Origin of the sequence: Rhodopseudomonas sp. P2A-2r, assembly GCF_026015985.1 — a bacterium.
GTDB lineage: Bacteria > Pseudomonadota > Alphaproteobacteria > Rhizobiales > Xanthobacteraceae > Tardiphaga.
On sequence record NZ_CP110389.1, the window covers coordinates 2,219,197 to 2,240,414 of the forward strand.

Annotated in this window: 17 protein-coding genes, 1 tRNA gene and 2 pseudogenes; 8 read left to right on the forward strand and 12 right to left on the reverse strand. The window is 59.2% G+C overall.

All coding sequences use genetic code 11. From position 1 onward, the window contains the following. Positions 1 to 157: 157 nt before the first annotated feature. The 3 genes from ONR75_RS10375 to ONR75_RS10385 all read left to right on the forward strand — a co-directional run bounded on the left by ONR75_RS10375 (position 158) and on the right by ONR75_RS10385 (position 7,109). Positions 158 to 4,399: an AAA domain-containing protein gene (locus ONR75_RS10375; protein ID WP_265082508.1), complete on the forward strand. Its 4,242-nt coding sequence runs from the start codon at positions 158 to 160 to the stop codon at positions 4,397 to 4,399. Continuing rightward, positions 4,396 to 5,676 (forward strand): hypothetical protein, encoded by a 1,281-nt coding sequence (locus ONR75_RS10380; protein WP_265082509.1) that lies wholly within the window; start codon positions 4,396 to 4,398, stop codon positions 5,674 to 5,676. Before ONR75_RS10375 ends, ONR75_RS10380 begins: the two co-directional genes overlap by 4 nt. Positions 5,677 to 6,539: 863 nt before the next feature. Then, positions 6,540 to 7,109: a TMEM175 family protein gene (locus tag ONR75_RS10385; protein WP_265083614.1), complete on the forward strand. Its 570-nt coding sequence runs from the start codon at positions 6,540 to 6,542 to the stop codon at positions 7,107 to 7,109. A 363-nt stretch (positions 7,110 to 7,472) separates the two neighbouring features. Here ONR75_RS10385 and ONR75_RS10390 read toward each other — a convergent pair whose 3' ends face one another. Further along, positions 7,473 to 8,366: a diguanylate cyclase domain-containing protein gene (locus ONR75_RS10390; RefSeq protein ID WP_265082510.1), complete on the reverse strand. Its 894-nt coding sequence runs from the start codon at positions 8,364 to 8,366 to the stop codon at positions 7,473 to 7,475. A gap of 592 nt (positions 8,367 to 8,958) precedes the next feature. Between ONR75_RS10390 and ONR75_RS10395 the strand changes: the two are divergent. Together ONR75_RS10395 and ONR75_RS10400 are read left to right on the forward strand one after the other, a co-directional pair. Then, positions 8,959 to 9,096: pseudogene (locus tag ONR75_RS10395) on the forward strand (lactoylglutathione lyase); the annotation flags it as partial. Between the two features lie 217 nt (positions 9,097 to 9,313). After that, complete coding sequence (locus ONR75_RS10400; protein ID WP_265082511.1) at positions 9,314 to 9,496, forward strand: CsbD family protein; 183 nt, start codon at positions 9,314 to 9,316, stop codon at positions 9,494 to 9,496. A 205-nt stretch (positions 9,497 to 9,701) separates the two neighbouring features. Here ONR75_RS10400 and ONR75_RS10405 read toward each other — a convergent pair whose 3' ends face one another. The 5 genes and pseudogenes from ONR75_RS10405 to ONR75_RS10420 all read right to left on the reverse strand — a co-directional run bounded on the left by ONR75_RS10405 (position 9,702) and on the right by ONR75_RS10420 (position 13,285). Further along, positions 9,702 to 10,208 (reverse strand): hypothetical protein, encoded by a 507-nt coding sequence (locus tag ONR75_RS10405; RefSeq protein WP_265082512.1) that lies wholly within the window; start codon positions 10,206 to 10,208, stop codon positions 9,702 to 9,704. 67 nt (positions 10,209 to 10,275) lie between these two features. After that, positions 10,276 to 12,441, reverse strand: coding sequence for a hypothetical protein (locus ONR75_RS10410; protein ID WP_265082513.1), 2,166 nt, complete (start codon positions 12,439 to 12,441; stop codon positions 10,276 to 10,278). A gap of 110 nt (positions 12,442 to 12,551) precedes the next feature. Further along, positions 12,552 to 12,752 (reverse strand): annotated as a pseudogene (locus tag ONR75_RS32755) (hypothetical protein); the annotation flags it as partial. Positions 12,753 to 12,814: 62 nt separating this feature from the next. Beyond that, positions 12,815 to 12,982 (reverse strand): hypothetical protein, encoded by a 168-nt coding sequence (locus ONR75_RS10415; RefSeq protein ID WP_265082514.1) that lies wholly within the window; start codon positions 12,980 to 12,982, stop codon positions 12,815 to 12,817. A gap of 3 nt (positions 12,983 to 12,985) precedes the next feature. Beyond that, positions 12,986 to 13,285, reverse strand: a complete 300-nt coding sequence (locus ONR75_RS10420; RefSeq protein WP_265082515.1) for a hypothetical protein — start codon at positions 13,283 to 13,285, stop codon at positions 12,986 to 12,988. A gap of 616 nt (positions 13,286 to 13,901) precedes the next feature. Between ONR75_RS10420 and ONR75_RS10425 the strand changes: the two genes are divergently transcribed. Then, positions 13,902 to 14,078, forward strand: coding sequence for a hypothetical protein (locus ONR75_RS10425; protein WP_265082516.1), 177 nt, complete (start codon positions 13,902 to 13,904; stop codon positions 14,076 to 14,078). Positions 14,079 to 14,348: 270 nt separating this feature from the next. On the opposite strand, the gene ONR75_RS10430 is transcribed toward ONR75_RS10425, so the two are convergent. The 5 genes from ONR75_RS10430 to ONR75_RS10450 form a co-directional block, all read right to left on the reverse strand. Then, entirely contained in the window at positions 14,349 to 15,350 is a 1,002-nt protein-coding gene (locus ONR75_RS10430) for an alpha/beta hydrolase family protein (RefSeq protein ID WP_265082517.1), read from the reverse strand. 60 nt (positions 15,351 to 15,410) lie between these two features. Next, complete coding sequence (locus ONR75_RS10435; RefSeq protein WP_265082518.1) at positions 15,411 to 15,647, reverse strand: hypothetical protein; 237 nt, start codon at positions 15,645 to 15,647, stop codon at positions 15,411 to 15,413. Positions 15,648 to 15,904: 257 nt separating this feature from the next. Continuing rightward, positions 15,905 to 15,979, reverse strand: a tRNA-Val gene (locus tag ONR75_RS10440). A gap of 889 nt (positions 15,980 to 16,868) precedes the next feature. Next, positions 16,869 to 18,119 carry a hypothetical protein gene (locus ONR75_RS10445; RefSeq protein ID WP_265082519.1) on the reverse strand — a complete coding sequence of 417 codons (1,251 nt, stop codon included), beginning with the start codon at positions 18,117 to 18,119 and terminating at the stop codon, positions 16,869 to 16,871. 109 nt (positions 18,120 to 18,228) lie between these two features. Then, positions 18,229 to 18,819 (reverse strand): DUF1134 domain-containing protein, encoded by a 591-nt coding sequence (locus ONR75_RS10450; RefSeq protein ID WP_265082520.1) that lies wholly within the window; start codon positions 18,817 to 18,819, stop codon positions 18,229 to 18,231. A gap of 108 nt (positions 18,820 to 18,927) precedes the next feature. Here ONR75_RS10450 and ONR75_RS10455 point away from each other — a divergent pair, with 108 nt between their 5' ends. Beyond that, the gene (locus ONR75_RS10455; RefSeq protein ID WP_265082521.1) at positions 18,928 to 19,416 is read left to right on the forward strand and encodes a YHS domain-containing (seleno)protein; all 489 of its coding nucleotides are present in this window, start codon (positions 18,928 to 18,930) and stop codon (positions 19,414 to 19,416) included. A gap of 16 nt (positions 19,417 to 19,432) precedes the next feature. On the opposite strand, the gene ONR75_RS10460 is transcribed toward ONR75_RS10455, so the two are convergent. Continuing rightward, positions 19,433 to 20,272 carry a 3'(2'),5'-bisphosphate nucleotidase CysQ gene (locus ONR75_RS10460; RefSeq protein WP_265082522.1) on the reverse strand — a complete coding sequence of 280 codons (840 nt, stop codon included), beginning with the start codon at positions 20,270 to 20,272 and terminating at the stop codon, positions 19,433 to 19,435. 151 nt (positions 20,273 to 20,423) lie between these two features. On the opposite strand from ONR75_RS10460, the gene chpT reads away from it, so the two are divergent. After that, positions 20,424 to 21,095 (forward strand): histidine phosphotransferase ChpT, encoded by a 672-nt coding sequence (gene chpT, locus ONR75_RS10465; RefSeq protein WP_265082523.1) that lies wholly within the window; start codon positions 20,424 to 20,426, stop codon positions 21,093 to 21,095. Positions 21,096 to 21,218: the final 123 nt, after the last annotated feature.

The window sequence follows — 21,218 nt, forward strand, 5'->3', positions numbered from 1 at the left end:
AACTCCGGGGAGTCTACGTGGACTCTCGCGTGGTGCTGACGGCGAGCTCAACCCGCGACCTATTGTCCACGGAGGAGCGGCCTCATGTTTTGACATTGGACGAGGCTAAAAACTGGGGGACCGCGGCGAAAGGAATCGCCTGCTTGGACCAGTGAACATGACGGTCACTCGACCTAATATGTTGGTCAAGGATTTTGAGAAGTTATTTGGCAACGGATCCTATTTTCAACCGCTTAAAATGAATTGGGACGGATATGCCGTCACGGAAGAAGACTTTTACGTTCATCGCGGGGATATCTGGCGGGAGCACCGTGCTCAACTAAACAGGGAGGAGCGGGTAAAAGGGCTCCTCCGACTTTGGCGGTTCGACAAACTTCCGGTGGGGCTGAATGAGCCAGGCGGAAGACGATTGATTGCAGATAGGGAAGTCAAAACTGTTGCTTACTTGGGAGACCAAGGTAGCTGGATGGCTGAACGAGGGATTCTTAGAGAGGTAGGAACGCCACCCGACGAAGTTTTGACCGAACATCACCAACTGCTTTCCGTGCCGCCCGGTTGGACCACTTTGCGACGTTATATCGAGCGCAATGGCGAGGAACTGCTTGGCGAGCAGCGCATCGATATCGTCCACACATTGGCTTCAATGATTGGAGAGTTGCATAGCAAGGGAGTTGCGCATCGGGATATTGGCAGCGATGCAATATGGTTGGGTTCACCCACCAACATTGCCTTAACGGGCTTCTTTTCAGCTACGCTCCCTGATGACCAGTCGGTTTCCAATTTTCTTGAGGTGCTCGGTACGTATTCCGAGCCGGAGCCCAAATGGGATAGCGTAGCTCCGACAGGCAAAGAAAGGGACGTCCATAGCTTGGGCGTACTCATGCGCCGCTTGACGGATCTCGGCGGAGACATTGCCGCATTTCCTTCCGGCTGGACAGAGGTAGCAGGGAACGCATTGAAGCCTCCGGGAGAGCGATACCTTGATGCCCAGGCTTTCACAGATGCAATCGGAGAGCTTCGAAGCCCTTCAGGCCCAACAGTCGATCAATCACAGCTGGATGGATATCAGACAACCACAATCCCGTACGTCTCTTACCCGCCATCTGGAGCCCCCGTAAATGGGACGCATTGTGTCCGATACGATAGCTTCAGCAACGACACTAAGGTCGTCGTAAAAGTTTGGAATGGGATCTTGAGAGGTGATGCGCGGCGGGATCATTCCTTACTCGCAATGTTTGAATGTGCTGCTTCTTTGAAGGCGGTTCCTCTACCCGGTATAGCTCCGGTTCTAGACAGCGGGCTATCACCGGTTGGGCCATTCGTTGTTACAAGTTGGATCGACGGAGCAACTCTCAGCACATACAAGCCAGCCGACGAAGCGGCGCTTCTCAGTGTATTGGCGAGTCTTTCAACCGTCGTTGATGCTCTTCATGCCAGTGGGTTCGCTCATGGCGACCTGCATCCCGATAACGTGCTAGTCATCAACAACACTATAGTTTTAATTGATCTAATAGATGTCTCTCCGGTCGGCGAAGGTCGAGTGCGTAGTCCTGCTTGGGCACCTCAGGATCATGAGCGCCGAACAGACCAGCAGATCGACCGCTTCGCAGTATGTCGCATGGTTGTGTACTGCATTGATCGCGCGTCCATGCCGAGCCTATCGGTACTCGCTGAAGCCGCATCCATTGAACTAGATCGTCACTCGATCGAAACATTAAACCCGTTGACTGAGGCGATTGAACGTCAGCGTCGACAACTCAATGCTCCTTCGGCGCTTGCATTCACCGTATCCTCGCCTGACCTGCGCGCTGTTTCTCTAGTAACCGACGAAGGCCACGTCTGGATAAAGGCATATCGCAATGCCGATGGCATCGAGGTCTATTGGATCACCGGCCTAAACGCGCGCATCTTGCTGCGAATGGGACCTGACGAGATCGACGGCATTGAGTTGTTGGACGCACGCTTGGCTGATCTTGGGCAGGGCATTCGTTTACCAATGCAAATTTCGGTGGAACGAGGACCTTTAGGGGGATGGCGGGAGCTTGGTGGACATCTGCGGAGTATAGTAATAATTCCCGACGGAATAATCTCTGGGTTGAGCGAAGAACTACCAGATTGGGAGGGAGAAAAGGACGATGAAAAAGATGAGAACGAAGAGGAAACTGATCCCGAAATTGAGGTCGGCATAGCGAGATTAAAAGACCAGCGGCTCGACATATCGAGGATGTGGCTGCGCTCGGCCGAGATTGAAGAAGATACGGTTCTGCAAGTACGCCTAGATCGCCGCCTTGCCGACGCGGGCAATTCAGCTGTTTATGAGTACGAGACGCCTCAACCACTGGAGTTCGAAGACGAGGATATCGTTGAGGTACGACAGGGAGGGATTCAGGGCCGACGTATTGGCCACCTTGATGTTTCCGGGTGCGACAGTCGCCGACTTGCAATCCGCGATCAACGGTTCCCAATCACTGAAGGTGATACCGTCGCACTCATTGATCGACGTGATCGAGTTTCTAAGGAGAGGCGTCGCAGAGCGGTAGAACGCATCACGCGTCGCTCTGGGGTCATTCCTGGTCTGATCGACTATTTCGATTCAGCAGTGGTTGCGCCCTCCATAAAGTACGATCTGAGGGTCTCAGAAGCCCGCCTCGAAGCGTACAAGCTCAATGAAGGCCAAAGAGTGGCCTTTCATGCTTTGCTTCAAAGTGGCCCCGTCGGAATGCTGCAAGGCCCGCCTGGCTCCGGTAAGACTAAGTTTATCGCCTCGTTCGCTCATTGGCTACTTACAGAAGGTGGCGCTCGCCGAGTGCTCATCGCAAGCCAATCTCATGAAGCCGTAAACAACGGACTTGAAGAAGTTTTGAAGACGTACCGTGCCCACGGCGGGCACGCGGACCTATTGCGGGTCGGTTCGCGGGGAGCAACTGAGCGCGTCCGCCCCTACCAAGCCCGCTCTCTCAGAGAGAGATACAGACTTCGCTTCCAAAATGGGTTGAAAACCCGAGTGGCTCACGCTGCAGGCGCTGCTGGAATACCCAGAACCTTCGTTCATGATATTGTCGATGTCGATCAGCGCCTTGGAAGCATTCAACGTACGATCGAACTGGCTCTGTTGGCTTTAGAATCTAACGTAGCTCAAGAGGAGCATCGTCGATCCGAAGGCCGTCTCCGAACGCTTACCAAGGCATTTTCTCGAGAGGCCTCTCGTATACTTGATCGAACAATTGAGGTTGATGTCGACGGGATATCAGCCGCACTGGAAGAAGTATATTCTGCAACTCTTGTGCGGCACGCAAAGGTAAGTCCGGGTGACCTTGTCATAGTAAGGCGCCTAATCGCTCTTGCGAAAGAGTGGAACGATACTCTCGTTTCGGGTCGTAGAAACTTCGACGAATTTCTTGCCAAAACCCGTCGGGTCGTGGCGGGCACCTGCGTCGGCTTGGGGCAATCTCAAATAAGGTTAGAAGAAGGAACATTCGATTGGGTAATCGTCGATGAGGCGGCGAGATGTACGAGCGGTGAACTTGCCGTTCCACTTCAGTTGGGTCGCCGCGTAGTCCTCGTAGGAGATCAACGTCAGCTGAGGCCGATGGTCGATCGCGCCGTTCAAGAAGGTCTTCGCGATGAGTTCAAAGGGCATTGGAATTTATTAGCAAGGTCCGATTTTGAACGGGCTTTCGAATCGCCTTACGGCAAGAAAAATGCGCTGGTTTTGGATGAGCAATATCGGATGACGCCTGTGATCAGCAATTTGGTGTCTGATACTTTTTACGCTCCTCATGGCGTTAGCTTGACGCCCTCGAAGGATCGCATTGCAGACGTCGCATTCGAAAAACTATCGGGAGTTTTAGCTACTCCGCTAGTTTGGCTCGATACGTCAGAACTGGCTGATTCTGATGAAAAGACCCGCAATGATGGCAAGGACATTTGGAACGATGCAGAGGTTAGCGCGGTAATTTCGTTGTTGCACCGTTTTTCGCGTGAACACGATCTGACCCAAGAGCTTTATAACCGAAATGATCCGTCAATTGGCGTCATCTGCATGTACAGCGAACAGAAGCGGCGAATCGAACGAGAGTGGTCCCAGCAACCGTTTTCGGAAGCGTTTCGCAAAATCGTTACCATTGATACTGTGGACGCATATCAAGGGAAAGAGAACTCAATAGTCATCGTCACGCTCGTTCGAACTAATGATGATAAGCTGCCCGGGCATGTCGGTCGGGAGAACCGCTGCAATGTCGCGCTCTCACGCGCGAAAGAGCGACTTTACATAGTTGGCAACGTTAAAATGTGGTCGAGTTCGAAGTGCCATTCCCCCATGCGGAGCGTTTTGACCAAGATCAAGAATATGAGTGACCAAGATGGTCGGATTTGTTCCGAAAAGGAGATCAGGAAGTGAGCAACGCGTCGAGCCGACTACAAGTGGACGCGGCCGATTTTCAGATCGCTTGCCGTCGCTTCACCATCAGAGCGACGATAAGTCGAGATAAGCAGCTCCCCGTTGTTGACGAGTTTGTCCTGCGGTTGCTGGCGTCACTAGATCGGATCTCGGTATCAAGAATGCGAGCTTGGTTCGGGTTTAGTGCTGCAGAAATGGAGACCGTGCTCGTTGATATGGGCCGACGCAGACTTATCGAGTTCGACGGCGATGACGTTGCACTGGCAGCTGCTGGGCGCGACCTATTTCGCAATGCGGGTGACAGCAGAGTTCCTCATGTGGTCGAGGTCGCCCCTTTGGTTGGTGACGTGTGGTTCGATCTAGTTAGCCGCAGCATGGTCCCAAGTTCTCGTTCGAGAAATGTTGACTATCTAGTAAAGCTCGCCGAAATGCAGAGCGTTCGTGAATTGCCGGAGGCATTTGCTCGGGAAGCCTTTGAGGAAAACTTCCGGGACTATGCTCGACACGTAAGACGATTTCCGGATCCTGACGGGGTAAATCTTTACTCGATATCCGACGTAGAAGGAGGAACTTACGGTTACCAAGTTATGTCAGCAGAGCTTGTGCTTGATATGGAAAGAATGAGTGTCAGGCCAATCTTTCCGAGAGCTGCAGACGCAGCGCAGACTTTTCAAAAATTGACGGTGGCGGCGAATGAGGCTTGGCAAGCTGCCCATGGACCCGATTCGGCCACATCTATTGCCAGCGAGTTCGAGCGGCTGACTGGCGATGCGCGCCTAGCTTCATTATTCCAAGATTCGAGTAGCCCGTCTGCATGGATTGACACGTTGGGAACTTACGAGGGAATTGACCCGCTTTTCAAGCCGACGCTCGGCGCAGCATATCTCCCACAGAACTTAGCGAAGGCGCTCGAGGTTGTCGCAAAGCTGGAAGCCAGTTCCAGCGCCGTCGAGCTGCTATGGTTACGACCAGGGGGCTCAGCTTGGGGCCGGAGCATCCGCGTTGCAGAGACCCTCCTGCAGCTTCGCCAAGCTCTCCGCAATGCAGGCCGACTGTCGGTAAGCACGCATCTTTTAATGCCACGTGCGACACCCAAGGCAATCCGTCTGAATCACAAACGGGTCTTCGATAGGGGGCGTTGCTCCCTCAGGGGCATTTACCCGCAAATCTCGAAATACTTCTTGTTCCCGACATCTTCGCGTTCGTCAATGCCCACGTCCCGGTCGGTGCACACGCTGTGCCCATCGGAGGGATCGTCACCAATCCGCTACATCTAGAAAGGATAGCCGATAAGCTTTCCGCTGCGCTAACCGGTAAATGGGAGCAGATATGGCAGCCTAATGTGGAGAAAGCCAGAGTCAGTGGGACACGGTAAACGAGAGGGTGCGTTGTGTTGATGGCCGATAGAGTTATCCTACAGCAGTGTTTATCCCCCTTGGGCACTTCAGGCCGGTTAGGCGTGCAGGGCCGCACCACGGTGCACAGCCGCCGAGAGGCGCGCCTTTCACCCGATGGATCGGTGCTTAGCAGCCATCCAACGCATAGCCGACGGCTTGAAGCTGAAGCTCTGTCCGACTTGAGCGGGGAACGCCCGCGGATATGAACAACAGAAACCCATCTTTTTTAGCTTATATCTAGAGTAACGGCAGGGTCGGACGTCATCCGCATGCCGCACCCCGTTCGCAGAACCTATTTTCTATGGAAGGCCCGCTGGCTGCCGCAACGTCTACCGGGCGCGTCTCTGCGACGGTCGCGCGCCAGTGCGTCGTGATTGCACGGGCGACCCAGCGCCGTCGCATTCGTGCTCGCTTGGATGAGCGCGCGCGGTGTCTTTGACGTTCTTAATTACGTCCGCTTTCAACCCAAGAACCGGCATGGCCTTGCTCGTTGCCGGTTCGGCCCGGTGGCGAATGACCCAACTCGGACATAGCGGCCTATCCCAATCACAACCAACGTGCTTTGATGATCATTCCAAGAGCTTCGCGACCTATGGAATCAAAGGAGTGGCTGTGATGGGCCGGTTACTTTGCCCACAAGGGGCAATCTATGTCCGACAATCCCACAGCTGAAAGCATGGCTGGGTCTCGTGTCCGGCAGCTTTGAAGGGGGAGCGAGGTTGAAGCAGATCGGTCTTTTCGAAATGCGTCGATTGGAGGCGTTGAGCAACACCATCTTCGGTGTTGCGATGACGCTGCTCGCCTACGATCTGCCGAAGGCCAGCAGGTTCGCGAACGCGCCGGCCTGGATAGACCTTGTCCGTGCCTACGCACAACCTATCATCGCGCTGATGATCAGTTTTATCGTGGCCGGCGTGTTTTGGCTCAGCCATCATCGGCGACTCACCTTCGCGCCGGAAGGCAGCCGCGGCGAAGTCTTCCTCAATCTGATCTTCCTGTTATCGATTGTCATGCTTCCGGTGACGAATGGACTTTACGGCGTGTATCGGCTCGATAGCGTCGTCGCAGTAAGCGACGGCTTCCATCTGACAGTCATTGCCGGCTTGAACGCGCTGCTATGGGTTCTGGCGCTGCGAGGTCGCCGCAATTCCGAGTTGCTGGCAATCGCGGTCTTTCCGGTCTTCGCACTCGTGTTCGCAACGGTGATGGCCGCCGTCGCTCCATTCGTTGCACAATTCATGTGGTGCCTGGCCTTTGGCGCGCCTCTGGTGGGCTGGTTGGCGGCCCGGCGTTGGCCGCCGAGAACGAATTAGCCAGCTCGATCTCTGCCAAAGCATCCTCGTATACAATGACTAACCGGCCTTGCGATTGGGTCTGTAGTAGCGCCGTACGGGCGTCTCGATATCGACTATGAATCGCGACTTCCGATCCTGGCACCTTTGCGACATGCCGGAGCGGCCGGACAATGTTCGTTGTTCGGCGTTGACCGGAAGTGGGTGGCAGGGCGTCAAAACGGAGCTATTGACCCAAAGCAGGCATCAGGCCGCACGACAGCGGATTGGCACATCCACGACGGGAATTATTGAAACAGTCGAAATGTGCATCTTTGAGATCTATCCCCGCCCGTCACCGGCAACCTCGTCGAGCCGATCCTTCAAGCTCGGCCGGTCACCCCGTCATTGACCCATTCCAGATAATGGCGCGGTTTCCCCCATCGCCTTGGAAACATAGAGGGCCTTGTCGGCGCGGTCGATGGACTGTTCCACGGGTATGTCCGGATCCAAAAGAGTCAGCCCGAACGAGGCGGTGACGTGAAATATTCCCTTGCTATCCGCCTCATGTGACAATGACCCAAGTTCCTCCCGCAACCGATCAATGATGTCGTGGCCTTTCTGCAAGTCGATATCCGGTAAACAAATCAGAAACTCCTCTCCACCGTAGCGAAATAGCTTATCATAGGGACGCAGGTGCGCCATGACGTAGCGCGCAACGCCGATCAATACCTTGTCTCCGACGGCGTGCCCATGCTTGTCGTTGACGGACTTGAAGAGATCCAAATCCATCATCGCAACGGCACACCCGTGCACCCTGCGCTTTACCAATTCGTGTTGCTCGCGGAGCTTGGTCAGCATTCCGGCGCGGCTCGGCGTTCCGGTCAACGGATCGAGATCGAAGAGCGCATCTTCGAGTTCGCGCTGAACTGTCGCGAGTTCCAACCGCATGCGTTTCAGCGCGGTCACGAAGCGTTCGTAGTCCTCAATCGGAACCGGCACACCGTCCGTGCACGATTGCAGAAGATGCGCCGCATATTGATGCATGTGTTCATGCTCAATGCCGAGCTCCGCAAAGCCGGGATGGTGTTCAAACGCGACAATCCCGGACTTATAATACCATTGACCAAATCGGCACATGTGGTGAGCATCGCCGCTGGTATCCCGCTGATCCGGCGCCAAGCGGCAGATCAAGGTGCCGTAAAGCATTTCCGCCCACTGTTCGTGATTGTAAGAGGCTTGTCCGATCTCTTTCAGCGCCATGCGCATTTGCTCGTCGGACATATTGGGGATAGCCATTTCCTGCACCCTCGTATCTCAAACCATTGACCGTTTATTGAATCATTATCCGACACGCGTTAAAGTTTTGATCTGCAGAAATTCTGTTGTGTGCTAGTTGGCGGTTTTGGCAACCGATTTCGCGGCATGTCCGCTATCCGGTCGGACACTGTGCGGGACGTGCCAGCTGCGCCGGGTTGTGTCCCTTATCGGCGGACGTCGTGCGCATAGGCCTCCATGTCGCATGTTTTACCCGAACGGACAGACAATTTGCTTCCAAGAAATCGACAAATTGGCCGCCGGCATTAACTCGTGCCAATCCACGATGCACGATTTAGCGCCGCCGCGGTTGTGACAACCTCTCTTCAACTCTCGGTCAATCGTCGTTTTGCGACACCGCTCAGGTCCCGATCACTTCCGAAACTGGCACAAAGCGTCGATTACTGCGGTGCAGCGGCATGTCCGGAGTTGAGGGTAGACCGGGAAGATCGGCGCATAGCCAGAGTGACGCGAATGACCCAATTCGGTCATCGGCAACCTCCAAAGATATTTGGTTGGATCGTCCCCTTCGTCTTCCCTGTGTCGAGTGTAGGCAGCTACACTGCCGCATTAGCTCAACCGGCCGCAGCGCGACGGATCGATGGCGTTTGTGCGCTCGCCCGATCTGCATTCGATCGAGCTGTTGCAGAAGGGCCAGCCGAAACCGCCCGCAGAGCCGTGGACGTCGATGCCCAACACCGGACATTGGTGAGAGGTTTTCGACTCCGCGTACTGGAACCAATCATTACCTTTTGCGTTCTCCATGCATAAGAAATCATGGAGGCTGACATGGGACGAGGGGTTCTGCTTTGGCTGCTGGGCGTGCCGATACCGGTGATCATTCTGTTGTGGCTGTTCTTTGGCCGCTCATAGTGATCGTTATAATAGTCCCTTTGTTGAGGGGATGAAGCAAGCAAGGAGAGAAACACATGAACAAAGATCGAATCGAAGGCTCCGTGGAGCAGGCCAAGGGCAAGGTGAAGGAGGTCGCGGGCAAAGTGACCGGTGACGCCAAGCTCGAAACCGAAGGCAAGACGCAGCAAGTCGCGGGCAAGATTCAGAATGCGGTCGGCGGCTTCAAGGACGCGGTCAAGAAAGCCGTCAACGATTAACGGTGACCACCTTCACATTTGTGAGGCCGCCTCAGTTGGCGGCCTCTTGCATTTCAAGACACAGATGCGATGTCGCCTATTGGCACATAGCAGAATTGGGCTTCTACGCGGCAAGATGTCAGCTTCCGGGGCATAGCAGACTCTCGCGAGCCGGCCGCTCGGCAGATCTATCCGTGTACGGCTGTCCACCGTAGGGGCCACTGGCTCAGTTGATCTTGCCTCCGGCCGCTTCGTCCGTATTGACTTGGTCGTCGTTGGCGGCTCGCCCGATGCTTTCGAGGTGAGCGGTGTTGTCCCGCCCAATGCGAGCCAGGATCGCCTGCGCGTAACGGCTGTCCTTAACTTTCACTCGTTCGATTTCCAGCATCGAAAGCGGCCCAAGCTTCCCTTCCAACGTCTCGCGCACGGCCCGTTCACCGCCGAGGACTACGCCGGGGAGGTAATGACCGTTTCCTGCCGGTCCCCGTCTTCCCAATACCCGATAGGTGAACTCACGGGTCGGGAAACTGCCCCCAAAACTCTTTAAGTTACTATATAGAGTTTTGAGGGCAGTTTGGGATACTGCCTCTGCGTCACGCTTCGAGACCCCGAACGCACCCATTGCATCCCGGCTGCTTCCAAGCACGATACCTGTCGTCATCATGTCGGCCTCTGCCCCGGGTGCCGCGTCGTCCCACTTCAGCACCTCATGCACCGTCACGGGCAGGGCCACATCACTGACGATATCCAGCCAGCATGGCTTAGCCCGGCGATGGGGGCGGATGCGGCCAATTGCCTGCTCAAGCTCCCCTCCGTCTTCCGCCAGCGGATTGCCTCCACAAAGGAATGGATGTGCCGCTCATTGGCAACGCCGAAGATGGAACCATCCGAAAGCTGAATACCGCCGGTCTGGGGGTGTAAAAAGGACCTTCGGTTGCCACCGGCATTCCAGCGAGGACTGACGCGGCGGCTTCAATCACGGCCTTGGGCGGGCGGGGACGTCCGACCACGATCAGACCAACGACAGCCTGCATATTATTCATTCCGGCGAGATTTCCGAAATGCAGAGTAACGACATTGCTGGGAAGTTGTCCCGCGAGCTGCTCCAGCATCCCCTTATAGGTGATCAAGCCAATCTCAGCAGGTGCGGAAAGCGCAGCACGTTGCTTGATGTAGCGTAAGATGGCTTTCACATTCTGCGGCTTGGGCGTCCCTGCCAGACCAAGCTTGCCCATAGTGATAGGCGCGTGAATGATCTGGCGCACGTGGACATGCGGCGACCACTTGGCGGCAAGGTCCGGTTCGCTGGTGATCAGCGTCGTCAGGCCAGGAACGTCGATCTCGCCGAGCGCTGCCATCAACAGCTTTGCCGGTGGCGCGGTGGCGTCGAGGACCAACGTCGGGCAGGCACGCCAATCCTGATGGACAGTTCGCAACGGCGTCACAGAAACCTTGTTGCCTGCCACCGTAAGGCGGCCCGACAGCCTGCGGTCGCCGTAAATGTCCGGATAGTCACCTTCAGCAAGGAAGGCTTCCACCTCCTGCCACAGGATCGTGGCAGCACGGGCCATTGCATTCGCCTTAGCGTGACGGCGGGAAATGGTTCTGATCTCGCCTTCCTTCATGTCCGGCCGCAGCAGATGCGCAAAAAGCCGGCGGCGTTCCAGATAGCTAACGTTTGAAGCTTCCTCCGCTGCGATCCCTTGAGCGGTCAGGGCGGAACGTGACAACGGACCATCGCAATTGGCTTTGACCGCAACGGCAAGCCGGGCACGCCACAAATCGACCGCATCCGCTTCATCCGGCGTGCATCCTTCGACCTTGAACCTGAGCAGCGCGGTCATGTCGATCTCAGCCGTCTCGCCGATGGCTCCATCAATGAACGACTCGTCGATCACAATGCCATCGGGCTCAACGATGAAGTCCGGGCGCTTGATGAAGAGCATCGCGGACGTAATGATCCAGACTTGCGGCTTAAGCTCCCGCTGGCGCTCCATGCCGCATTCCTTGGCATATGGGCATCGCACGCTCTTGCCGTCGATCCGGCGTTCACAAATCTCGGAGCGGCTGCTGACGCCAAGCGCACGCGCGGATTCGTAAGCCGGGGTGTTGCGGCACATTTGATAGGCGGGGTTAGCGGGGTCAGCTTGCTCATAGCCGCGATAGACTTTGGCCTTTACGCCGTGAGAAGAAAAATCTGCCATAACTTCGGCCGCGAGCTGATGATTGGGGACGACATAGATCATACGACGGCCAAGCGTCGCCTGCGCTGCGCAGCGGGCCTTGGCAATGGCGGACTTCCCAACACCAGCTTCAGAGCGAACGCGGATCACCTGATGCTTCGGAACTATCAGGGACCGCTTAAGCCGCTCCCGATTCCGAATCGCGATGCCGTTTTGCACGGCTGCGTCAAAATCATCCATAACCCGCTCAAGGCGGGCCGCCGCATCCTTGAGACTGACGCGGTTATTCTGGCGACTCGGTTTAACCGAGATCTGCGGGCCGTCTTGAATACCGAGCGTATTGCGCAGCCAGGCGAATGCCTGACCATTGTCCGCGTTGAATAAGCACCGCGCAACGAGCGTGATGTCGTTGAAGCCTTCCCCGGTGCCGTGATCGACAATGGCTCCACCGTCGCGGATCGACAGACTTAGTCCCCGCTTATGTTCTGCCGTACCGCTGCCTGACTGGCGAAAGCTAGCAATTGCACGCCAGCCACCGGGAACCCGCCTCAGCTTTGCCAGACCGAGATGCCTCAAATAGGCGTCGCGCCCGGCAATACAGGCCCGGCTGAAATCGTCGTTGCTTAAAGTGCCGGCGATAGATCGGGCCGGCCACTCAATAGCTTCAGAACGCAGCTGCGCGGGCTCAGGAACGTCCCAACCGTGTGCGCGAAGGACTTCCTCCATATTGGCGCGGTGTTCGTCCGTGAACGCCGGAAGCTCATTGACGGGAGTGTCGAGCAACGTGCGAGGGGTAGTCCACTCATACGGCTTGTCGGTGTCAGGATGGATCGAAGGGGCAGAACGGACTGCGACCCGTTCGCAAGGAAGTCGAGCAGGCCGGGATAATTCTTCTTCTGCCACCAAGCGATATCGCTGCGCGGATGCTCCCCGCGATAGAACGCGGTCAGACCTTTGCGGCCCCGCTTCGCCACCACGATCGATGGCAAGACGGCCTGCAGCGGTCGGATCAGTGCCTCTTCGTCAATGTCGATGCCAATCAGGTCGTTATAACCGCAGGCTACCCCGAGGCCCCCGCCCTGGCTGTCCACCATGCGGCCCCACGCACGGGCGCGATGGATGGTAACGCGCTCAACACAGTGAGTCTGCCACCCCTTCAGAAGAAACCATCGAGCCTCCCCGTCTCGGGGGCAACGCCGCCATAGATGCCTGGAGCCTTGCCGAAAGCCTTCGGGTCGGAGGGATACAGACGCCGTGAAATCGGCAGGGGGCTGTGGCCGCGCTCATGGAGCGCGGCGAAGATAGATCCGTTGGAAAGCGTCACCCGTTAGCCCCACATCCAAAAGACGTGCTGCCAAAGATCGCGGTGCGGACTCAGCCAGAAGTAGCGCGACTTTTCTTGGATCTGAACAAGCGTGAAACGGTTTTCCAATCCAGACTGGATGACATTGCGAAAGAATACGCTGCCATCTTCGAAGAAGCGCATCTCATAGTCGCAGAGCGGTACAGTCTTGAGAAGTCGCGCGTGCCGACGTGCCGCTGCCAACATGTGGTCACGGGTAATGGTCGGATAGGGGATATTGGAACGAGCCTGCTTTTCGGTAAGGTTGGGGTATCGTGCTTGCACTTCGCTATTCCTTTATTGACCCGCCAGCGTGGCAACGCTTGGCGGGTTTTTCGTTGTTAGGATTTTGCTTGGTTGATCCACTCAGCAATGTCGTCGAGTGAATAACGCGGGCTAGTACCTACGCGAACGTGTCGCGGCCCAATATTCAACCGGCGCCACCGCGCGAGTGTCTTTTCTGACTTTCCAGTGAAGTCTGCCAACCAATGCTCGTTTTTCAATTCGGAGAGATTCTCATGCGACATGCTGATGGGTCCTGCTGAGCGATAGGTGGACATTGATGCGCATGCGCGGCGTTGAGGAGCCCATTTGAGTCTCCTTTGAAGAAACGGGCTTGGCGGCGACGAAATGGGCGGCCGCGAGGCGGGGGCAGGGTGACAGTGACAACCTGCCGGCTGGAGCATTCTGGCCCTGCGGACCCCACCCGCGCCTCCACCGGGCGCCTGTCGCCCCAGCCTCGATTCTTGGAGGTGCCGCCTCTGGGCGACATTGGTCAACCGCGTGGCCATATCTTTAAGAGAGGCCATTTCCTCGTTGACGGCAGATTAAAATGTCCGCAAATTGCGGACACGTCGGGCGAATTATGCTCGGCCGCGTGCGGTAGGGATTTCAGCTCGGCATGATGAACCGTGAAGAGCAAGTCGCCCGGATCGAGCGGATGCAGGAAGAAACTCGTAAGTTTGTCGCAGAGACACGCGACAATGGCCCGTCTGGCGGGGCGCTTGTGATCATCGGCATGATCGCAGGCGCGACGTTGGTCGGGGCGACCGCTGCATTTATGAAGTGGGTCACATGACCCCGGAACGCTTTCACGAATGCTTGGCCTCGCTGCGGTGGACGCAGCGGGGCCTTGCCACGATCCTCGAATGCGACGACAGGCTGATCCGCCGATGGGCGGGCGGTCAGGCGGATATCCCGGCCAGCGTCGCAGCGTGGCTAGAGACCCTTGCGCAGGCCCACGATGCGATCCCGCCGCCCTTGGGGTGGAAGAGACGCGCGACCATTCCATCGATCAGTGACCCGCCGGGGCGACCCGAGCGGGTCTCTTTGTCTAGCGATGGCGAACCTATCGAGTTTCGCCATCGGCAATGAGACGTTGATGGAAAAACCGCTCGACGCTCGCGTTGAAATCGCGGTGGAAGGCTGCCCTATCGAAACCCGGTGGCATGTCGGTGCAAATGCGCGGTATGGCCGTGGCGAGTTTTGGCTGGCAGGGCGCAAGAAATGCGAAGTGCCCCGCTGGCACTATGCGAATGTCGGGCTGGCCCGGTAGCTGGCTCGCAGTGAGCGCGGTGCCCTTTGCGCTGACACCATTGCCACCAAGCTCGGAACGCCAGATCTGTATTGGAATATGGACGCCGCTGAGGCCTTCGGGGGTGAAGGCGAATGACATCGCGGTGTCCGCTAAGACCGCGACCTTGATGCGCGGATCAGATTGCGGGCTTGCTGGGACATCGCCGCGGCGCGCCCGCTCGCAGTTCTCTCCTTTCTCCGTCTCTTTGCAAAACAAGGCCAGCCTGAGGAAATCCGCATGAGCACCCGAGAGCACCAGCCCGGTGTAACCGCCCAAAGAAAAGCCGAACAGGCCAACTCGGTCAGCGTTGATGACAGCCTTGTCCTTCCAATCTCGCAACAGAAAATCTAGCAGATGCACCATGTCCGTTGGACGTGAGGCCCAAAGGGACATCTTGTCAGTCTGCGAGGGGTCGCTCCCGTTGTCCCCCGGATGGTTGATCGCCGCTACGACAAATCCGGCGTCAGCCAAAGCCTCCGCAGTATCATGGTGAGCGCCAAACCAGCCGCCACGACCGTGCGAAATGATGATTAGCGGCAGCTTGGCTCTTGTTACGGGGCAATCCTTCACGCCCATCAAACCAAAATCTTCAGCCATTGAGAGGTTGCCGAGTGCGATTTTTTCTGGCTTCCCGGCGCAAGGATACCAGATCGCACCTGACATGCTGGGGTCGGCATTGAGAAGCTGAATACCGGCTGCCCTCGCTGACGAGGACAGACAGAACAATACGATAGCCAAAGCCGAAAATTTAATAAGCAATGCTTGGCGCCCCATTTGGGGCGCAACTTATCGATGAATGAGGGAACGGGCCAGACCATTAGTCGCTAAACGCTCCTAGCGATCCCGCACCAGCCTGTGGCGATTCCGCCAGACCGGCTCTTTCGACCGGGAGCGGTAGGCCGGTTCGCCCTTGGGATGAAGCGCCTGCATCAGACCGATTCGCGCAAAGTCCACCGGCCCGCCGTTGGCGGCGAGCAGCAAGGTCTCGATGGCCGCCTGCCATTCCTTCTTGTCGGCGGTGGCCTTCGGAAGCTTCAGGATGAAGTCGCGGGCGTCGTGCAGCGTGCGCAAGCTGCCCCTTCGGGGAGCGGCACTGGGTCAGCGAAATACGCACGCCATGACATGCCGACTCAAGCAGTATCGGGGCTTCGGTTCCGGCCGTTGACGGCCTTGCCATCGAGAACACGGGCAGAACCTTTGTGTAGTTCGTGCACGGATTTTGCACGGATATGCACGGATATCCCCGGTCTGTTCTACCCTTCAAAGCACTTTAGTCCTCTCTGGCATGCCAGAGAGGCTGAATTAATTAATTTTTTCAAGGGCTTTGATGGTGGGCGCACAAGGGATCGAACCTTGGACCTCTCCCGTGTGAAGGGAACGCTCTCCCGCTGAGCTATGCGCCCGGGACATCGTGCACGGAAGGTGTCGGGGCGGATCGGCCCCGGCGGTGCAGACGTGAGCGGGATTTACGGAGTCGGGGTGGGGGTGTCAACCCTGACGCGGGAAATGGGACGGGTTTCGTGGCGCGGCGGTCGACAAACCGGCTGGGCGGCAGGTCTCGTTCCCCGGGCGCGATGCAGCGCGCGGCCGGCGATGCGCAGCATCGCGGGCGGCGTGGTGCGTCGCAGACCAGGGGCCCACGCTTGAATAAGGTGTACCGGGATCGCGGATCTGCGCAGCAGCATGCGATGCTGCGCATCCCAGCGAAGCTTTGCTTCGCGAGGCCGCAGCGCGTCCGGGAAACGGGAGCGGCGGCGCACGAGCACGGCGCAAATTTCTTCAATGTTGATATTGACAAAAATCCTATATAAGACTTATAGTCCTCTCGTCCTGCTCGACGAGGGGCGCTGTCATGAGGCGTCTTGAGAGTGGAGGAGGATGCGGTGTCCCGCGCATGCGCCTCGCAAGCGCATCCCGGGAGGCTGGGGTCACCGTCCGGGCCCTACTACGGGGGCTCTGCCTTGAGTGGCTGGACGCGGATGGCGAAAGGCGGGCGAAATCCCGCCGGAGTGGCTTCCAAAGGGAGTTCACGTGCCAGCCCGGAAGCACGGTCCCCTCGCCATAAACCCAGCGGTGGCGCGCCGGCAGGCGCCGCGACCCGCTTCGCCGTTGTGACGGCGGCGTGGATCGCGTCCCAACCACCACAACCGCGTCTGCCGGCGCGCCGCTCCCCTCATGTCCGAGGGGAGGACTGCTCACACCTCGGACGCCATCGGCGCCGCGAGAACGAGAGCACTTGGCTGTTTGACATTCGAATCAGGATCGGCAGCGCCGTGACCGGCGAGCTTGCGGCTAGCCCGGCTGCGGGGCGCGGGAGGCGTGTGACTGCAGCGCGCGGATGCGGTCGGCGAGGGTGCCGCCGGCGTTGGCACCGTTGCCATTCCGCTGCGCCTTCGCCGGCTCGGCAGCCAGGATGGCCTCGATGGGCGAGTTCGGCCCTTCCAGGGTCATGGCCAGCTTGGCGACTTCGGCGGCGATGTCGTTGATGCGCTCGCGCAGCAGCGCGTTTTCGACGCGCTCGGTGGCCCAGGCGCTTTCGGCCTGCTGCTGAACGGCATTGAACTCGCGCTGCAATTTGCTGCGCGCCTCCTGGGCGAAGCGCAGTTGCTGCTCGAGGTCGGCCTTCTCGGCGCGCAGCCGGTCGGCCACCGGCGACTTGCCGCCGCCGTTCAGCGCCGCCAGTTCAACGCGCAGGTCCTGCGCGATCTGTTCGGCGGCCTCGTTGGCTTGGCGCAACTGGCTGTTCTCGAATTCGCGGTCGGCCAGCGCCTTCGACTGGGTGGCAAGCTGCGCCTCGAGCTCGGCGACGCGGCCGCCGAGCAGTTCGGCCTCCCTGACCTGGATCATCAGCTGGCCGTCGAGGTCGGTGACGCGCTGGCTGAGGTTCTCGACCCGGCCGCGGGCTTCCGTCAGTTCGCGGGTCGCGGTGTCGGATTCGCCGCGCTGCAGTTCGAGCCGGTGCTGGGTGGCGGCGAATTCCTTCTCGGCGTCGTCGACACGGTTCTTCAGCGCATCGATCTGGGCGTGCACCGCCACCAGTTCGATCTGGCGGCTGTCGGCCAGCAGCGAGCGGTCGGACAATTCGTGGGTCAGCCGGGCCAGCTCGGCCTGCTTGTCGGCGAGGGCCTGTTCGGCCGATCGCAGCGAGTCGGTCTTGACGGCGAAGTCGGTCTCGGTACGCGCCAGCTGCTCCTTGACCGCGGTCTCGCGGGCTTCCAGCGCATAGATGGCGGCGTTCTTTTCGCCGAGCTCGAGCTTCATGCGGTTAATGGCGTCGGATTTCTTGCCGAGTTCGGCGAGCTGGTTGGTGGTCTTGTGCTTGAGCTGGTCGACGCTCATCTCCAGCCGCCGCGCCGACATGGCGAATTCGGCGCGCAGCTGGTCCTTGTCGGCCTGGATTTCGGCCATGGACAGCGGCGTGGCGGCCTCGAGGCGACGGGTGGTGAGCCGCACCGCGCGGTTATGCACCAGCGGTACGACCATCAGCCCGAACAGCATGGAGACCAGAAAACCGATCGCCAGATACATGATCGGCTCAATCATGGCTGATACTCCCCGAGAAAAATCCAGTGGCTACCATGCCATGGCGGCTTCCGGGAAGGCCAGCTTCACGCCTCGTTAACCTTTACCGGCGGCCGGGCGGCCGCGGCGGTCAGAACGGGTTCCAGGTCGCGCTGGGGGTGAACTTGAGGTAGCCGATATTGGCCCCCAGCCGCAGGCCGAGGCCGGAACGGATCGGCACCAGCACGATGTTGTTGGCGGTGAGCGCCGTCATGCCGAAGCCGCCGATGATGTAGGCAGAGCCGTCGATGCCGCCGAAGCGCTGGTAGATCGCGTTGGTGGCGGGCAGGTTGTAGACCAGCGTCATGGTGCGGGCGCCGTCGCCGCCCCAGTCGAAGCCCACCGACGGACCCTGCCAGTACACGCGGAGATCGCCGGCATTCTTGGTATAGAGTGTGCCTTCGCCGTAACGCAGTCCGACGGCGATGGCGCCGGACCCTTCTTCGCCGAGGATATAGCCGTTCGGCAGGCCCCATTGGCTGACCGCGCGCTCGATCACCGAGGCGAGGCCGCGCGACACGTTACCGAAGAAGCGGTGCCCGGCACCGACCAGCTCGTCCGGCCCGTACGTGCCGGGAGCTGCCTGCTGCTGCTGCGGCGGCTGTTGCTGCGCAGCGGCCGGCAGCAAGCCAAACGTCATCGCAGCGACAACGAGCGCTGCCAGGCGTGATGCGACGGTCATGAAAGAACCCCTGGATCAAATAAATGGTGGCGCGCCTTAACCGGTTGCTGACCAGCATGGTCTAGAGCTACGCCATCGTCCCCGACAAACATACTATCGGTTCCAACTATGACGGCACAACGGCGGGAATTGACGGGCTGGCGCCGCGGAATCGCCTTGATCGCGCTGCTGTTGAGCTGCGGCGCCGTCGATGCGCTGGCCGGTCCCACCGCGCGGGTGGTCGCCAACCGCTTCAGCGGCCTGGCCATCAGCGGCTTCGACCCGGTGGCCTATTTTACCGACGGCCGCCCGCGGCAGGGCGATCCCGACATGGAATTGATGCAGGGCGGGGTGGTCTGGCGGTTCTGCAACGAGGGTAACCGGGCTTTCTTTGCGGCCAATCCCGAGGTCTACGGCCCGCAGTTCGGCGGCTACGATCCGGTGGACGTGGCGCGCGGGGTGGCGTTTCCCGGCAATCCGCAGTTCTGGCTGATCAGCGGCAACAGGCTCTATCTGTTCGGCCGCGAGCAGACCCGCGATGCCTTCGCCGCGGCGCCCGCCGATATCCTGAAGGAAGCCCGCAAAGGCTGGGACGAGGTGCAGAAGGATCTGCCGTAAAGGCGATTCGCCGTACTCAGGCGCGCGCGGCGGCGGGATCGCCCCAGGCGATGAATTCCGGCACGATATAGCCCTTGCAGGCCCCGCCGAAGCGGATCGGTGCGCCGTGGCCATCGGTCACGATGCCGCCGGCTGCCACCACGACAGCATGGCCGGCCGCCACATCCCATTCGCAGGTCGGCGCCAGCCGCGGATAGATGTCGGCGCCGCCTTCGGCGATCCGGCAGAACTTGACGGCCGAGCCCAGTTCTTTGCGCACCGCGCCGGGGCGCGCGGCGATGAAGGCCTCGGTGCGGCTGTCGCCGTGGGAGCGACTGACGGCGGCGATCCATGGCGCGCCAGCGGCGGGGGCTGCGCTGGTGTGGATGGCCGTGACGCTGTGAATCGACAGGTCCGGCGCCACCGCGACGCGTTCCGCCCCCACGCCCACCAGGCCGCGCCAGATCAGGCCCAGGGCCGGGGCGCCGACAATGCCGAGCAGCGGCACGCCGTCCTGCAGCAGAGCGATGTTGACGGTGAACTCCTCGCGACCGCCGACGAACTCCTTGGTGCCGTCAAGCGGATCGATCAGAAAGAAACTGCCGGCATAGGATGGCGTCGCCGCATCGGCGCGTTCCTCGGACAAAGCCGGGATACCGGGCGCCAGCTGCGCCAGCCCGTCGGCAATGATCCGGTCGGCGGCCAGATCGGCTTCGGTGACAGGCGAGCCGTCGGCCTTGCCGTCCACTGCCATGGTACCGCGGTCGACCGCGAGGATGGCGGCGCCCGCGCGGGCCACCAGATCGGTCAGGGGCCCCATCAGCGCCGCTGCCGATGCGCGATCAATCGCCGGGCTTGTGGAACGTCCATCGGTCATCGAAAAGCCTCGTCCGCCGCAGTCGATCGGCTGCGTTGGCGCTCCCATTCGGCCCGGTCCGGGTGGCCGCGCCAGCGCCCGCAGTGTATCTACCGTAAATCAATTGCTTGATTCGCCGTTCATGTTGTGCGGCCACCCAGGAGCATATCCCATGTCTGGCACAACTCTTCCCGGTCTGGCTCCCGATGCGCTCGAACTGGCCGCCTTGCTGTGTTCGCGGGTCTGCCACGATTTGATCAGCCCGGTCGGCGCCATCGTCAACGGGCTCGAAGTGCTTGACGACAATCCCAAGCCGGACGACCGCGAATTCGCCCTCGATTTGATCCGCAAGAGCGCCAAGACCGCGTCGGCCCGGCTGCAGTTCTGCCGGCTTGCCTTCGGCGCCGCGGGCTCCGCTGGCGCCCAGATCGATCTCGGCGATGCGGAGAAAATGGCACGCGGTCATCTTGAAGACGCCAAGACCAAGATCGAATGGAATCCGCCGCGCGCCTACCTTCCGAAGAACAAGGTCAAGCTGCTGCTCAACATGCTGGTGATCGCCCAACAGACGATTCCGCGCGGCGGCGTGCTGACGGTGGACCAGGTCGGCGAGGGCGAAGTGATCGGCTTCCGCGTCAAGGCGAACGGCCACAATGCCCGGCTGCCGCTCAACATTGTCGAACTGCTGAAGGCCGACCATGCCGGCGCGATCGACGCCCACGCGGTGCAGCCCTATTATACGCGGCTGTTGGCGCAGTCCTGCGGCCTCACCGTGGCCCTCGCCGCCGACGGCGACGCAGTGGTCATTACGGCTTCGATCCCGGAGACGGCCCCGCAGGGTTAACGAAGCGTGTAGGTAATGCCCCGTACTCACCCGTAAGTACCGACCTGCGGCGCAATATCCCATTCGATCGGAGCGTTATTTCCGATTGCTCAACCAATATTAAACGCTTTGCCTAGAGACTGG